At 41.0% G+C, this 15,134-nt stretch carries 16 protein-coding genes; 6 read left to right on the top strand and 10 right to left on the bottom strand.

The window, feature by feature from the left end:
- Positions 1-52: 52 nt before the first annotated feature.
- The 4 genes from BCU91_RS12800 to BCU91_RS12780 form a co-directional block, all read right to left on the bottom strand.
- Positions 53-1,525, bottom strand: a complete 1,473-nt coding sequence (locus tag BCU91_RS12800; protein WP_102520703.1) for a PTS transporter subunit EIIC — start codon at positions 1,523-1,525, stop codon at positions 53-55.
- Positions 1,477-1,941: a flavodoxin gene (locus BCU91_RS12795; RefSeq protein ID WP_102531638.1), complete on the bottom strand. Its 465-nt coding sequence runs from the start codon at positions 1,939-1,941 to the stop codon at positions 1,477-1,479. Before BCU91_RS12795 ends, BCU91_RS12800 begins: the two co-directional genes overlap by 49 nt.
- 440 nt (positions 1,942-2,381) lie before the next feature.
- Positions 2,382-3,227, bottom strand: a complete 846-nt coding sequence (gene truC / locus BCU91_RS12785) for a tRNA pseudouridine(65) synthase TruC (protein WP_102437514.1) — start codon at positions 3,225-3,227, stop codon at positions 2,382-2,384.
- A gap of 1 nt (position 3,228) precedes the next feature.
- The gene (locus BCU91_RS12780) at positions 3,229-3,546 is read right to left on the bottom strand and encodes a YqcC family protein (protein WP_102520705.1); all 318 of its coding nucleotides are present in this window, start codon (positions 3,544-3,546) and stop codon (positions 3,229-3,231) included.
- Positions 3,547-3,665: 119 nt separating this feature from the next.
- Between BCU91_RS12780 and BCU91_RS12775 the strand changes: the two genes are divergently transcribed.
- Together BCU91_RS12775 and BCU91_RS12770 are read left to right on the top strand one after the other, a co-directional pair.
- Positions 3,666-4,694: a DUF3549 family protein gene (locus BCU91_RS12775; protein WP_102531633.1), complete on the top strand. Its 1,029-nt coding sequence runs from the start codon at positions 3,666-3,668 to the stop codon at positions 4,692-4,694.
- Complete coding sequence (locus BCU91_RS12770; protein ID WP_102437520.1) at positions 4,691-5,077, top strand: DUF3301 domain-containing protein; 387 nt, start codon at positions 4,691-4,693, stop codon at positions 5,075-5,077. Before BCU91_RS12775 ends, BCU91_RS12770 begins: the two co-directional genes overlap by 4 nt.
- 1,607 nt (positions 5,078-6,684) lie before the next feature.
- Here the strand turns inward: BCU91_RS12770 and BCU91_RS12765 are convergent.
- Entirely contained in the window at positions 6,685-6,999 is a 315-nt protein-coding gene (locus tag BCU91_RS12765; protein WP_102531632.1) for a DUF962 domain-containing protein, read from the bottom strand.
- Positions 7,000-7,638, bottom strand: coding sequence for a GNAT family N-acetyltransferase (locus BCU91_RS12760; protein WP_102437597.1), 639 nt, complete (start codon positions 7,636-7,638; stop codon positions 7,000-7,002).
- A gap of 165 nt (positions 7,639-7,803) precedes the next feature.
- On the opposite strand from BCU91_RS12760, the gene BCU91_RS12755 reads away from it, so the two are divergent.
- Positions 7,804-8,034 carry a DUF2789 domain-containing protein gene (locus BCU91_RS12755; protein ID WP_102437524.1) on the top strand — a complete coding sequence of 77 codons (231 nt, stop codon included), beginning with the start codon at positions 7,804-7,806 and terminating at the stop codon, positions 8,032-8,034.
- Here BCU91_RS12755 and BCU91_RS12750 read toward each other — a convergent pair.
- On the bottom strand, positions 8,031-8,417 hold the full coding sequence (locus BCU91_RS12750) for a DUF3192 domain-containing protein (protein ID WP_102437526.1): 387 nt from the start codon (positions 8,415-8,417) through the stop codon (positions 8,031-8,033). The two genes, BCU91_RS12755 and BCU91_RS12750, sit on opposite strands and share 4 nt — an antisense overlap.
- A gap of 191 nt (positions 8,418-8,608) precedes the next feature.
- On the opposite strand from BCU91_RS12750, the gene BCU91_RS12745 reads away from it, so the two are divergent.
- Together BCU91_RS12745 and BCU91_RS12740 are read left to right on the top strand one after the other, a co-directional pair.
- The gene (locus tag BCU91_RS12745) at positions 8,609-8,941 is read left to right on the top strand and encodes a hypothetical protein (RefSeq protein ID WP_102437528.1); all 333 of its coding nucleotides are present in this window, start codon (positions 8,609-8,611) and stop codon (positions 8,939-8,941) included.
- A gap of 44 nt (positions 8,942-8,985) precedes the next feature.
- Positions 8,986-9,759: a Zn-ribbon-containing protein gene (locus BCU91_RS12740; protein ID WP_102475705.1), complete on the top strand. Its 774-nt coding sequence runs from the start codon at positions 8,986-8,988 to the stop codon at positions 9,757-9,759.
- A 139-nt stretch (positions 9,760-9,898) separates the two neighbouring features.
- Here BCU91_RS12740 and syd read toward each other — a convergent pair whose 3' ends face one another.
- Positions 9,899-10,552 carry a SecY-interacting protein gene (syd, locus tag BCU91_RS12735; protein ID WP_102531631.1) on the bottom strand — a complete coding sequence of 218 codons (654 nt, stop codon included), beginning with the start codon at positions 10,550-10,552 and terminating at the stop codon, positions 9,899-9,901.
- Between the two features lie 121 nt (positions 10,553-10,673).
- Between syd and queF the strand changes: the two genes are divergently transcribed.
- The gene (gene queF / locus BCU91_RS12730) at positions 10,674-11,528 is read left to right on the top strand and encodes an NADPH-dependent 7-cyano-7-deazaguanine reductase QueF (RefSeq protein WP_102437534.1); all 855 of its coding nucleotides are present in this window, start codon (positions 10,674-10,676) and stop codon (positions 11,526-11,528) included.
- Between the two features lie 106 nt (positions 11,529-11,634).
- On the opposite strand, the gene BCU91_RS20695 is transcribed toward queF, so the two are convergent.
- A complete protein-coding gene (locus BCU91_RS20695; RefSeq protein ID WP_277869344.1) occupies positions 11,635-12,462 on the bottom strand; it encodes a 4'-phosphopantetheinyl transferase superfamily protein in 828 nt (275 codons plus the stop codon).
- 192 nt (positions 12,463-12,654) lie between these two features.
- Entirely contained in the window at positions 12,655-14,685 is a 2,031-nt protein-coding gene (gene fusA / locus BCU91_RS12720) for an elongation factor G (protein WP_102520709.1), read from the bottom strand.
- Positions 14,686-15,134: the final 449 nt, after the last annotated feature.

Raw genomic sequence — 15,134 nt, 5'->3', positions numbered from 1 at the left:
ACCTAATTATTAAATAGTTAAAAGAGTTGCTATATTTATGAGGTTTTAATAATCATTTACGGGTGTCGAGGTACTTTTGCAGTAGTTTGCGCAAACTTTCCGCCTTAGTCCCAAATACCACCTGTACTCCATGCCCCACTTTGATCACCCCTTTCGCGCCTAAGCGCATCAACCTGGGTTTATCGACAAGTTTTGGATTCACGACTGTAATGCGTAAGCGGGTTAAACAAGCATTTAATTCAACAATATTGTCTGCCCCGCCAAGAGCACTAATCATGCTGCGTAGGCTTTCTTTATTGCCGTGACCATCAGCTTCTAACCGCCCAGGGGTTTTTAAGTTAAATGCAACAATACTCACCCTAAATAAAAGATAATAAACAAACCCCGTTAATGGCCCTAAAAACCAAATCCATTGAGTATTACTTGATTGAGCAAACAACAAACTGAAATCAATCAGTCCGTGGGAAAACACCACACTGTGTTTTACTTCAAGCAAAACACAAACGCTATAGGCCACACCAGTCAGAATGGCGTGAATTAAAAACAATATCGGCGCCACAAACATAAAGGCAAATTCAATGGGTTCGGTGATCCCAGTTAACCAACTTGCGGTTGCCGCTGACAGCATAATCCCGGCAACGCGATTACGTTCAGATTTATCCGCGCTACGCCAAATAGCCAACGCTGCAGCAGGGAGTCCCCACATTTTTATGAGGTAACCCCCAGCAAAATTACCCGCAGCAGGATCACCAGCAAGATAGCGAGCTATTTCACCTCTCACCAATTTACCGTCATCAATATATTGTCCCACTTCCAAGTAAAATGGCGCGTTCCAAATGTGGTGTAGGCCCAATGGAATAAGTAATCGTTCAATGGCGCCATAAACACCAAAGGCGACAGCAGGCTCTTGATATACAGCCCATAACGATAAAGAATCGATTTCATAGGCCAGTGTGGGCCAAATATGGGCCAAGATAAACGCCATCAGCATGGAAAATGGAATAATGATTAAGGCTGCACTGCGATGGCCTTCAAAAAATGAGAACACTGCTGGCAGTTTTACATTTTCACTCAATCGCACCACCAAACAAGTCAGCGCGCCAATGAGCACACCACCAGCAATTCCGGTATCCATTGTCTCCATCCCCCAAATGGGCCTCGAGGGTAAGTGATAAAGGGTTGTCATTGCTCCAAGGCTTGAAATATAAACGCCAAAGCCAAAAACTGCGACAAAGGCGGCAATACCTTGGTCTTGACAAAAGCCAATGGCAATAGCTATCGCAAATAATAGCGGCATCATGGTAAAAATTAGATTACCCACATTCGAAAGCACGATGGCGAGTTCGGTAGATATAAAAGGAAGGGGATTGGCAGAAAGCCCGAGCATGACACCTGCAGCGGGTAAAATGGCGATGGGAATTAACAGCGCCTGACTAAGACGCTGAGCAAATTTAAACCACCGCTGGCTTAATAACCTTAACTGTCTTGCGACTGGGTTACTGCGGTTTGCCAAGTTGTTATCCATTGTGTGGCTTCTGTTTCTGGTTCCATGGTTTCACAGGCATCGATTTCAAGGCGCTGCGTAATACTGGTTGCACCGAGTTCAGTAAGCAGTTCATCAAATTGTTTTCCTCCGCCGCAGAATGTTTCATAGCTTGAGTCACCTAAGGCAATAACGCTGTAGTTAAGCTTAGGCAAATAAGGCGCTATTGAGCGCAACTCATTAAACCATGGCGCAATATCTTCAGGTAAGTCACCGTGACCAGTGGTAGAGGTCACTATGATCAGTAATTCATCTTCAGCTGGAACATAGCCTAATAGCTCAGTTGGCTGAAACAATTGGGTATTAAAATCCAATTGTGCGATCTTATCGGTTAATGTTTCAGCAACAAATTGTGCACTTCCATACACTGTTCCGAACACTATATTAACTTTATCCATGATATACTTTTCCCCAAGCTCACTGACTGCATTGATTATTACAGCTTAAATGCTGACTAATTTGAGTTAATAGCTTCACCATACTGCATTCCAGCGCTGGGCTGCAAGTATGAAATACAAACAAAAGTAACAACTTATCTAAACGTTAAGGTTATTGTTATGCGCCAAGCCAACCGGCATAGATTGTTCAAACTCCAGCATAAGGCCGCCCATATTAGGCGAAACTTTTACTTTAGATGTGAACAACAAGATACTAGCGAGCCACTTGCAAAAATTGATGAGTTCGAGAAGTTGAAGGCATTATTGTTAAAACACAATAAAACCCCTTTAAAACAAAGTACTTAATAAGCGCACTTACCAAGTACTTGGATTTATCTTTAAGATTCTTACGTAACTTATTATTACGTGATAGTTTTTACGTAAGAATTTTTTATAGCCTACTAAGCAATATCCATAGGTGCTGAGCAATCAAGCGCATCATCCCAGCCAAACTGCTCAAATATCCTCAGCCATTCTTGCTCCAATTCTGTTTCTATATGCATTTTCTCTAAGGTCACAGGATGAGTAAAACGAATTGACTTAGCGATAAGCCATAAACGATTTATCTCAAAGTGCGATCTAAAAAACTTATTCTGCTTACCATCACCATGGGTGGTATCACCAATAATAGGATGACGTAAATGTGCCATATGTCGTCTCAGTTGATGTTTACGGCCCGTTTGCGGTGTAAGGTTAATTAAGCAAAAGCGGCTACTGGGATAACGTCCAGAACTGTATGGGATCTCTGCATTCATTAACGGCTTATAATCAGTTACCGCTTCTTGTGCGGGCTTATCTTTATTGGCCTTTTTGTCGGCAACATCATCTAGTTCTACTTTTAAAGCGTAATCTAAACGGCCTGCCTCATGCATATTGCCTCGAACCAAAGCGATATATTCTTTCGTCACTTGATGATGTTCAAACTGCTCACAAAGCGCTCTGGCGACTTCACTGCTTTTGGCAAAAACTAACACTCCTGATGTGGGTCTATCTAATCTGTGCACCGGAAACACATGGCAGCCCACTAGGTCTCGAGTCAGTTGCATCGCAAAAAAGCGCTCCTTTCTTGCAAGGTAACTGCGGTGCACCAACAAACCAGCCGGCTTATGAATAACCACCAGATGCTCATCTTCAAAAAGAATTTCTAACTCAGGCGGTGTTTCATCTTCAAGCCCCTCCGCTGCTAGCGTTTCAGCTTGAAGGCTCGCTGCATCTTCTTGGTCATCGAAATATTCATCATCTATCATGTTATTGCTCACTTAAAAAGGTGTCTAACTCAGCCAATAAACGTATCAAAGGATTAAGATCATCACGCTGACTCCACACATGTGCCGCCATAGGGGCTAAGGCTATTTGAGTAGGTAAAGCCTGCTTCATACAAATAAGCTGTTGCATCTTAGGGATAAAAATAAACTGCAACCATTGCTCAAACCCCATGGTATCGCAGGCAAAAGGAGAACTGCTCGCAAGCGCTTGAGCAGAAGGTTTAGTCGATGACCAAAGGTTTGCATCTTTAAGGTTTTGTTCTATCTGAATTAAGTATTGCTCTGTTTTAATATACGGCATAACTGTGATTTATCGCTCACACAAGTTTGAAATAACACGATTGTTTGTGCGACTAATTATATCATCAGGAGGCAGTTAACCCTATAATACGCACAAGTTAATCGCTATATAAAAACACCATGACACAACTCGAAACCCTAAGTGAATTTTTAGACACCGCTAATACTCAATTTCAGGTTTATGATTTAGGCCGCAGAGTCGAAAACATCGATATGATGTTGTTTAATCAAATTGAAGCATTAAAAACCCCTTACCCTTTTCCAACTCAAGGTCATGCACAATTTGCCATCGTGTTTTGGCGCGAAGCACAGCCACCTTTTATTTGGTTTTTAAAGCTGCCACTGGATGAGCAAGGCTTGTTGTCTCCAGCGCAGCGCAGTCAATTCATCAAAATGATCCTCGAAGCTCTAGGGCAAGATCCAACCAAAGCATTAAGTGATGAAGAACAAGAGCGCTATGCTAATCACCCTTTTAGCTTCAAGCCTAGCCAGGAAAAGCTAGCGCTATTTAATGCCTTAGTAAAACGTCAATTAAGCCAGCAACCATCAGCGCAATATCAATTTGCCGCTAGCTACTTTGCTGCGCTGATAGCAAGTCCAAAGAAAGTGGATGACTCGTGGCAGCAATTAGGGCTTCAAGGCATTGCCGACATCTGTGTGCGCCTAGATCAACATAACCACGCTGCAGAAATTAATGCCGCTTTTGAATTTGCCCCAGTTGAAGTTCAAGCAGCTATTTGCCAATGCTTAGAACATGTGACCATTGATTCAGTGCTTGCACAAACCTTGTTTGATAAGTTATCTCAAGCGCCGGTTGAGCATAAGCATATCTATCTTAGAGCCCTTGCTTCACAAGCTGAGTTAACTCAAAAAGCCATTAAGCAATTGGTTAATTACCAACAACTTGATGAAAACTTATTGATCACTATTGCTGCCAGAAACTGGATTGCATTAAAAGATGACCAAACTCGCAAACTTTATCTAGAAGTCTTAGCAAATCAGCCACAAATCTTCTTTAACCAAGTATTTGCTGATATCGTGTCTATACCGAGTTTACGCCAGCCGCTGTTGCTTGAACTAAGAAATACCGAACGAAGTGAGAAACTATCAGCGGCTATTGGCGGTTTATTTAAGGCACTAAGCCAATGATGTCAGATTTTATTTTAATCGTAGCAGTCGTGGTTGTGGGCGCATTCTTTTGGCAATTACGACAAATGGCAGAAATTAGCCGTAAGTATGCTGAAAGCGCCTGCGGCAAGCAAAAAGTACAACTCCTTGCTATCGCAATGGAGTCAGCAAGACCTAGCCTGGGTGGTACTACTGGCCTTTGTTGGCGTGCTAAATTTTTGTTTGAATTTAGCACCGATGGCATGAACCAATATCGCGCGCATATCCAAATGCATGGTAAAAAAATAGAAAAAATAAATTGGCCTATTTTCCCAGAGCCAGAATGGATGGATGCGCCGATGGCAAAAGGTAAGTTTGGTGGTTGTGGCGGCGCATCTAGCTGCAACTCCGGAAAGTGTAAGTAATTTATTGGCTTAACGACTCAATAGGTAAGCCATACTGCATAAACCATTTTTTACTGGAAAATCGTTATTTATTAAACGCTAGCCAAAAGAAAGACCGCGACAAATCATTGCCGCGGTCTCTTGTGCTTTTGTTAAGCCATCCAGCTATTGTTGTGCTCCCTGCACCATCCATGCGTCTAACTTGCTCCGAGCGCTATCCTTATTCAATCCTTGATATTCCTTGTACACTTAAGTACTTTCCATCTTACTCGATTATCCATTGACCGAGCCTGCTCAAATCCTTAAGCGTGTCCTTAATTCATCCTTGGGGTTCTTCCATGACATCCTTTAATCAAGTTATTGCATCCAATGCAATCACCATAAATCCCTTATGGCGTAAATCCCTTAATTGATGTCCTTCAATCTAATAAAGTCGCTTATATCCATAAACTGCAGTGATGGGGTATTAGTTAACTCCTTGTCACTAACCTTTTAATCATGCCACTGTCCATAGCGTACATTTTACCTTGATTTGAAAGTCACTGTAGAGCAGAAAACACTTTACTTATAATCCTATTGATACAACTTAAGCACTTCCTGTGCATATTTGCTTTCTTGGTATCTATTATAGTTCATATGGTTCAACAGGTAAGTCATAAGTATTCACATTACAGCGTAATTACAAAGTAGTAACACCACTAAACCAGCAGGCGTCAAATTAAAATCAATAAAAACAACAACTTTAAAATAAATCTAATTTAAGGCGCGTTTCAAATGCGATAAGGCTTACACCCCTTGTGAGATATATCGCACAAACACTCTGGCTATTAGGGAAATTAACCACTGCAAAAAAATTCACATATTTAACATTTGTATTTCTGAAATGTAAAAAGCGCAATCCTAATAAATTAAGATTGCGCCTATTTTACGCTCTGTTAGCTTATCCGGCTAAATTGTGCTTCCCTGCTCCATCCATGCGATTATTTGCTCCCTGCTCCCTTTATTCCCTGTTACTCAATTTCCTTGTATTCTTGCCAGTTGCTGAATACTTGAGTTTTCAATCCATTGAACAGTCTATCCCTTTGACTGACAGTTTTACTCCTAGATTACCATCCTGGTATGCTGCATCCTGCAATCCGTCATCATCCTGATGAGGGTTCATCCTAGTTTCAGTTATCCATAACTGAGCTTATGCCCTTTCCTTGAGCGTGTCCTGACTTCGTCCTGAATTCATATTTTGAGATAGCTAATAAGAGGTTTTCTCATATAAATATCTCAATGAATAACCAGCCCCCTTCCTTTAATTTTCATCTCATCCTGAGACATTAACGACCAAAGGTTGTTGGCTTTACAATATGACTATTCATTATAAGTGCAATATTAAACAAAACACCCTGTTTTATTTATGTTGCGACCTTGTGGAATATTTTAGCTAAATTCATTGGCGAGAAAACACCCCATTTACTCACAAACCAATAAATTCTCGTCACCAAAACAGACTTGAAAACTTAAGACTATGTTTTCATTGGTAAAAAACAAATTCAGCTAGAGAATGCATACAGACTAAAGTTAGATAACTTACAGGGTATGTGAGATAAGTCTTACACACCAAAGTGAAACTTGCCTGTTTATGACTTTGAGAAGAATAGCTTTTTTAACATTTGCGCAAACATTACCCAGTCAGCGAGCAAACTGTATAGCGGGTATTCAAAAGTAGCAGGTTTGTTTTTTTCAAATACAAAGTGACCAATCCATGCAAATCCATAACCGATGACAGGGATAAATAATAGTTGCCACCATTGCTGGCTAACTAGAGTCACCAACAGCAATAACACTATCAGTCCAGAGCCGAGGTAATGTAAGCGCCGACATGTGGCATTTTGATGTTGTGATAAATAAAAAGGATAAAACGACTTAAAGTCTTGATACTGTTTATCAGCCATTTATTGCTCCGATTTACTTTGATAAATTAATATCTCACCATCAACAGAGCCAATGGTTTGATCAGACAAATGGCCAAAACCTTCACCAATAAAAAGCGCTGCATGTTTATCGTTGTTAACAAATACTCCGATCCCATCGAGCTCTAACTGCTCATCGCACCAACTTAACACCGCTTGAATTAATTTTGCCCCATTACCTTTTCTTTGCTCATTAGGGCTCAAAGCGATAAATTGTAAAATACCGTATTGTTTACTCGGTAAACTTTCTAAGATGGTATGCTCTTTTTTAATAAATGCTTGGGTTGAACTCCAACCAGTGCCGAGTACCATTTTTAAACGCCAGTGCCAGTAACGACTTTCACCAAGAGGCACTTGATGGGTGATCACACAGGCGACACCGATGAGACGTTTGCCTTCAAACCAACCAATTAATGGTTGCTCTTGCTGCCATAACTCTGTGAGCTCTTCTCTGATTGCAGCCCGCAGTTTTTGTTCGTAATTGGCTTTATTAGCAGTGGCTAAAGCTTCAATAAAAAATGGATCATCATGATAGGCATTATAAATAATCGATGCTGCAACTCTTAGATCTTCCGCAGTCAAATAAACCGCTCTAGGTTGATCGTTAGTTTGTTCATCCAAAGACGGCGCAGCTTGAGTTTTCGGGGGCAAAGTGTTGTTTTCCATGATGTCACTCTTAACTAATCCAGTTGATAGTCTCAACTTAACAACTTTGAAACATATTGCAATTTAAATAGGGTCACCTAATCTTAGTAAAGTAATATCATTCATACATGGTGAAAGCTCATGGATACGACAACGACAACATTTGAACACTTATTTCAGCAATTAGGATTAAGTTCATCTAAGGAAGATATTAACCAGTTTATCGAACAACATAAACTGGCTAAAAATAGCACCATTGCACAGGCTGGATTTTGGTCAGAATCGCAAAGACACTTTATTGAAGAGGCCTTACATCAAGACGGCCAGTGGTCTGAATTAATAGACCAACTGGACGTTTTATTAAGAAATTAAATGTTTTGGTAAGCAGTTTCACCCCAACCCACTAATTTGTTGTCACTTATTACAACTGGGGTACATTCACTTTTTGTGGTTTTGCCGTCACCTTTACTCCATTGAGTACGGTAGAAAAACACCTGAACCTCTTTCTTCGGACTTTGTGCATCTGCTTGGGTCACATAAGCCTCACTGAAATCAGCCGTTCCCATCAAAATGGTGACTTGATCTTTTGCCATTCCGATTGAAAGTTTCGCTAAGTTATTACGATTAGTTTGTTGTTGTTTTTGCCAATATGAATCACTACGCTTACCTTCGTGATCGCCCACATTCAATACGCAACCAGTTAGTGAAGTCGCTGCTATAGCCATAATTAATGCTGCACCCAATTTTGCTTTCATAATACGTCCCTTTCAAATGGTTCTAATGTAATTTCTACTGAAACTGTTTTTCAGAGTAAGTTATACTGTTCTCAATACTGATTAAGCTAAAAGTGTGCCAAAAATTAAAGCCTTGATTTTATTCACCATTTAAAAACATGTCTCACTTTTTGAGTAATTTCACTACCGATATTTAAGGATTTTCACTAATTATGAGTCCAATTGAACAAGTCCTTGCGGCGGCAAAATCCATTGCTGTAGCAGGTCATACGCCAACATTAGCGTTAATAAAAGGTAAATTAGGTACGCGGATAGCCATGCCAACCCTTATTCAGGGTTTGCAGCAATTTAAAGCCATCCCCAAAGAGCAATGGCAAGACTTACCCGATTTAGCAGCCATGATACAGCCAGCTAATACTGAAACGGCTCAAGACCCATTAACGGCGCTAGAACAAAAATGGCAGGCTAAATTTGACGCTGTCGAAAGTGAATTTGCCCTAAAGATAGCAGCACTTGAAAAACGAATTGTACAATTAGAAAGTTAAGCACCACATCCTCAATACATTTAACCAGCTAAAAACGGAAAACCATGTTTGTCACTGAACTCAGATTTGAATGTTTCGCCGATACCACTATCACTGCGGCAGAAAAAGCCATTAATAACTTTCTAGAAGCACTCAGAGCCAATGGCCAAGTATTAGGACGAGAATTTGCTGTCGCATTTAATGAAGGTGAGTTTAAAGTCAGGCTATTAATACCTGAAAAAAACAGTTTATCAGCCCGTAACAACAGCCCATGGGTCAAACAAGCATTAACTATGCTAACTGAAGCAAAGTTATTGGCGCCACGTGAAAAGTTTATCGGTCAAGATATCAATTCAGAGCAAAGTAATATCGACACTCCCAGCTGGCAGGTGCTTTACACCAGCTATGTACATATGTGCTCACCATTAAGAAGTGGCGACAACCTTCTCCCTATTCCGCTATATCAAATTCCAGCAAGCTTTAATGGCGACCATAAGCGAGTTATTCGCTGGCAAACAGAGTGGCAAGCTTGTGATGAACTGCAAATGGCGGCGGCAACCAAAGCTGAATTTGCAGCATTAGAAGAACTGACCAGTCATAAAAGTGATTTATTTAGACGAGGCTGGGATATCCGCGGCAGAATTGAATTTATTACCAAAATTCCGACTTACTATTATCTTTATCGCGTTGGTGGTGAAAGTTTACAGTCTGAAAAAGAACGAGCCTGTCCACGCTGTGGATCGAAACAGTGGTTATTGGATGAGCCATTATTGGATATGTTTCACTTCAGATGTGAGCCATGCAGAATTGTGTCGAATATCTCATGGGATCATCAGTAATAATTTCAAACGTTATTGTTCTGAAGTATCTAACATCGATCAGAACAGCTGCATCATTAACCTTCTTTTCAACAAAAAGCCTGACTTAATTAATCTATAAGTCAGGCTTTTTGGTTTATCGCAAATTAATAACGTTGATCTATGACTTTCGTCTCAATAAGTCATTCCACATCATTTTCATTCGCTGCCAAATCCCCGGATGTGGCACATGGCCATGATCTTCTTCTACAGGTTCAATTGCTGGTGTGACTCTTGGCGTTAGGCTATCGATAAATCCAGCTAGGCTATCAGCAAGCTTTTCATGGGGCTTATTGCCTGGCACTTCAATCCACACACTGCCATCTTCATTATCAACCGTTAGCATGTTATCGCCATCACCCAATACACCGATAAACCAGGTTGGTGCTTGTTTAAGCTTCTTCTTCATCATCAAGTGGCCGATGATATTTTGCTGCAAAGATTCAAAGTCTTGCTGATTCCAAACTTGCAGTAATTCGCCTTCGCCCCATTGCGAATTAAAATACAAAGAGGCTGAAAAGAAGTGGCCGTAAAAATCATTGATATCATCATGCAGCTTAAGCTCTAAAGCATGTTCGACATTACTAAAGTCTGCGGTGCTTTTACGCTTAACAGTCTGCCAAAATACCGCTTCATCAGATTCAAGATCATACTGGCCCTCAATACAACTAGACCCTTGACCCATTGGGTAAAATCGCGGTAATTCCCCTAAGGTATCTTGGTAAGCTTGAATATAACGGTTAGAAAATTGATCCAATGATGTTGAACAAGACACTTAAGATGCTCCAATATTGTTTGTGACCAAATAGATTGGTGTATTTGTCACGTACAGTGATTACCTAATTATATAAATTGGTATTATAATAAAGGCCTATTTTGACACGGAAACACACTAGATGACACACAATCACGATCCCTATAGTGATGCTGAAGCACTTAAAGGTTTAACTTTAGGTCAAGCGACGCAATATCAAGCTGAATATGATGCATCATTGCTGCAAGGGGTTCCTCGTAAGCTAAATAGAGATGCCATTGCATTAACGGCTGAGTTACCTTTTCAAGGTGCTGATATTTGGACTGGCTATGAACTATCTTGGCTTAATGCCAAAGGCAAGCCTATGGTAGCCATCATTGAAGTTTACCTTGCCATCGAAAGTGATAACTTAATTGAATCGAAGTCATTTAAGCTTTATTTAAATAGCTTTAATCAAACCCGCTTTGACAGTGTTGAACTAGTACAACAAACTTTACAACAAGATCTTAGCCGCTGTGCCAATGGCGAGGTCACGGTAAAAATCATCGAGCCAAAACATTTTAATACCCAGCGCATTGTCGAGTTACCGGGTAACTGTATTGATGAACTTGATATTGAAGTTGATGATTATCAATTTAAACCTGAGTACCTTGAAGACAGCACTGAAGAGAAACATGTTGCTGAGACACTTACATCCAACTTGCTAAAGTCGAATTGTTTAATTACCTCTCAGCCTGATTGGGGTAGCGTGATGATCCGCTACCAAGGTCCTAAAATCGATCGAGAGAAGTTACTGCGTTATTTGATTTCATTCCGTCAACACAATGAATTTCACGAGCAATGTGTTGAGCGTATTTTTACTGACTTAAAACGTTATTGCCAATGTTCTAAATTAACGGTTTATGCCCGTTATACTCGCCGTGGAGGTTTAGATATTAATCCATTTAGAAGTGATTTTGAGCAGCCGCCTGAGACACATCGTTTAGCGAGACAGTAATTTCAAAAATGATATTACAACTTAAAAGGCACTTTTTAGTGCCTTTTTTGATCTGCAGGTAAACCGACTTAGCTAACGATTAATTTAGGTATGCCTTTAAGGCAACTTAATGAGAATCAATAATAAGCTCAGCCCAATCTATTACTTCAGCGTTATATTCAGGCTCGTTCGCAACACATCCACTATAAAAGCTAATGGCAAACCGATAGCTCTCATTAAGCTTACCTAAACTACAATGCCATTGGTTTTCAATCTCAAAGCGCTCTTTGTCATCATTTATCAGCCGCAAAGAGACATTGAATTGTAAAGGTATGACAGCGCCTTTATTCAGCTTAAGCTCGCTTTTTTCAGCCGATTGAAAATCAAATGCGAATGATTTAAGCGATAAAGCTAAGCCTAAGCCTTTGGCCTTAATGTAGGACTCTTTTAAGGTCCATAAATCAAAGAAACGTTCCCTATACTCCACTGCTGGTAAAGCTAATAAAGCTGCCGCTTCAGGTTCAGAAAAGTAATGATTTAATATCGAATGAATATTGGTGCTATCACGGCGCCGCTCAATATCCGCCCCCAGCTCAAACGCTTGCATTGGGGCATTAGTTTGATAAATAGCCACCAATAACCAGTCACCACTGTGACTGATGTTGAAACCTAAACCCGTTTGCTGAAATTGCAGATCAGTTAAACGCGGTTTGCCTTTTTCGCCATATTCAAATACCCATTCATTGGGCTTTATATCGGCAAAACGCGACAACAAAGCCCGCAAGTAACCTCTAACCATTAAGCCTTTTTCACGGGCTGATTGTTGAATATAGCGATTCACTTTTTGGGTTTCATCTGCAGGCAACCAAGATGACACCAATGAGGTGGTTTCTTGATCCAATACTGCCGTGGTAAGCGGACAGAAAAATAGATTTATCTTGGTGTCAGAATTCAAAATCAACTCAATAGTAAAACAAAAAGCCATTGTCGCTTGTTTCTAACTGAATTTATAGTCTGTGTAATACGCCAAATAAATAAAAACGGCTGGAACATTACAGCCCCTGCCGTTTTAATCCTATTAGCTTGCGATTAAGACCCGTTTATTGCCGTTGGCAACGATTAACTACTCATAGTGAACCCTTGGCGATTAAGCCATCGCGGTGGTCTTTGCCGCTTGCTGAGGTTGTACGTCATAGCGACTAAAGCTCATCGAGAACTGACCGTCACCACCCGTCATCGATTTTAGTCTAGTAGAATAGTCACTGACATTAGCCAAGGGCACTTCGACTTCAACTGTAACCATGCCAGAGCTATCGGCTTGTGTGCCGCACACCATACCTCGCTCGCTACTGATATCGGCGGTGATATCGCCCACATGTTGCTGAGCAACACAAATATTCATTTCAACGATAGGCTCTAAAACCACTGGCTGAGCAAGTTTAACGGCTTCCATAAAGGCTTTTTTACCCGCCATCACAAAGGCAATCTCTTTAGAGTCCACACTGTGATGTTTGCCATCTAATACAGTAACTTTGATGTCTTGCATCGGAAACCCACCAAGCTCACCAGCTGTCATAGCTTCTTTAATTCCCTTTTCAACCGCGGGAATATATTGAGTGGGTACCGAGCCCCCGACCACTTTGCTGACAAACTCAAAACCTTGACCACGCTCAAGGGGCTCAACTTTAAGCTCTACTTCTCCAAATTGGCCAGAGCCACCGGATTGCTTCTTATGACGATATCTAAAGCTCGCCTCACCCATTATGGTTTCACGATAAGCAATGGCTGGAGTGTCAGTGTCCATATCAACATTAAACAGCGTTTGCGCTTTTTCTAATGCAATTTGCAGATGTAAATCACCTTGGCCTTGCAGCACAGTTTGTCCTTCTGCCTCATTACGGGCAATCTGTAAGCTTGGGTCTTCTGCCACTAACTTATGTAGCACTTCCGATATTTTTTGTTCATCACCGCGGCGCTTTGCAGACACGGCCAAGCCAAAAATAGGTTGCGGCAATACCAGCTCAGGTAAATGAAATTCATCTTCATCATGGCTGTCATGCAGCACAGCGCCAACTTCTAACTCATCAATTTTAGCAATGGCGCAGATATCACCCGGGATAGCCTGATTGACGTTACTATGCTGGTCCCCTTGTAACTTAAGAATGTTAGTCACTTTAAAGGGTTTACGGCTATGACCGATAAACAGTTTCATGCCCACTTCTATGGTGCCTTGGTATAAACGAAAAACGCCCATGCGGCCTAAAAATGGATCGATTGACACTCTAAAGATATGGGCTAATACATGGTCATCAGCTTTTTGGCTAACATCAATAGGGGTGGCATTTTCAGTAAAGCCTTTGATAAATTGCGGCGGATTAGCTTCAAGAGGGCTTGGCATCAACTTAGTCAGCATTTCCAGTAACGAGCTAATACCAATGTCTTGTTCTGCACTGGTAAAACATACTGGTACTAAATGACCCATTCGCAATGCAGCTTCTAGCGGCGCATGCAATTGCTCTGGGGTTAATGAATCACCTTGCTCTAAATACAGCTCCATTAACCGATCATCTTCTTCAAGCACGGTATCAATGAGTTCATCACGGGCAGTTTCCACATCGCTGAATAAGGTTTTCGCTTTTAGATCGCAATGCAGATAACAATCCACCACATCATTAGCCATTTCATTGGGGAGATTAACGGGTAAGCAGCGATGACCAAATTGCTGCTGGATATCAGTCAGCAATTCAGCAACTAAAGCTTCGTTGCCATCTAAGTGGTTAATGGCAATGATCACTGCTTTGCCCTGCGCTCGGGCTGCTTCAAAGGCTCTTTTGGTTACCGATTCAATCCCAGTGCTGGCATTGACCACCAATAATACCGATTCAACGGCAGAAAGAGGCAATAATGCTCTGCCAATAAAATCAGGTAAACCTGGAGTATCAATAACGTTTAAATGGTGGTTTTGGAAGTCAAAATTAAGAAAGGAAGGTTCTAGGCTGTGGTGGTGGGCTTTTTCTTGGGCAGTGAAATCGGCATGATTTGTGCCCTTGTCGACCCTGCCTTTTAAGGTTATTGCATTGGCGCTAAACAGTAATGCTTCGAGTAAAGAAGATTTGCCTGCGTTGGTGTGACCCATTACAGCCAAATTACGGATTTGCTCAGTGGTGAAATCAGCCATTGTGGCCTCCCTTTATCACATAGTTAATCAATCCATTTCGCTTTAAGCACTGTTAGCTTCACATGTTTAGCTGTAATAACTCAATCTCAGTAAAAGTATGCCGACAGGATTAACTGATTAGTCAGTGAAACCTTGCTGTTCACCTTTTAAGAGCCTGTCCGCCTTGCAAATCAAGTGAGATAATTCATGTCATTTAAAGCAAGTGCCTAGCGCTATTTAAATTCAGTATAGAACTGTAACTATGATTAAAAGTTGACCTAGATCAGGCTTTAACTCACCAATTAAATTTCATAACAAATACTCATTTGAGCTTACAACTGCTCGCTAGTTATGGTCTGATCTGTGAATAATCAGTCTCGGGTGATTGTATCGACCCGAAACCTCAGGTACTCTGCTTGCTCGATTGTGCTAAAACGATGATTATGAAGATTAACTATTGTTCATCTTTA

Source organism: Shewanella sp. 10N.286.52.B9 (genome assembly GCF_002873635.1).
In the GTDB taxonomy this organism is placed as follows: Bacteria; Pseudomonadota; Gammaproteobacteria; order Enterobacterales; family Shewanellaceae; genus Shewanella.
Note: the sequence above shows the minus strand (reverse complement) of the source record. Positions and strands in the feature narration are given on the sequence as shown.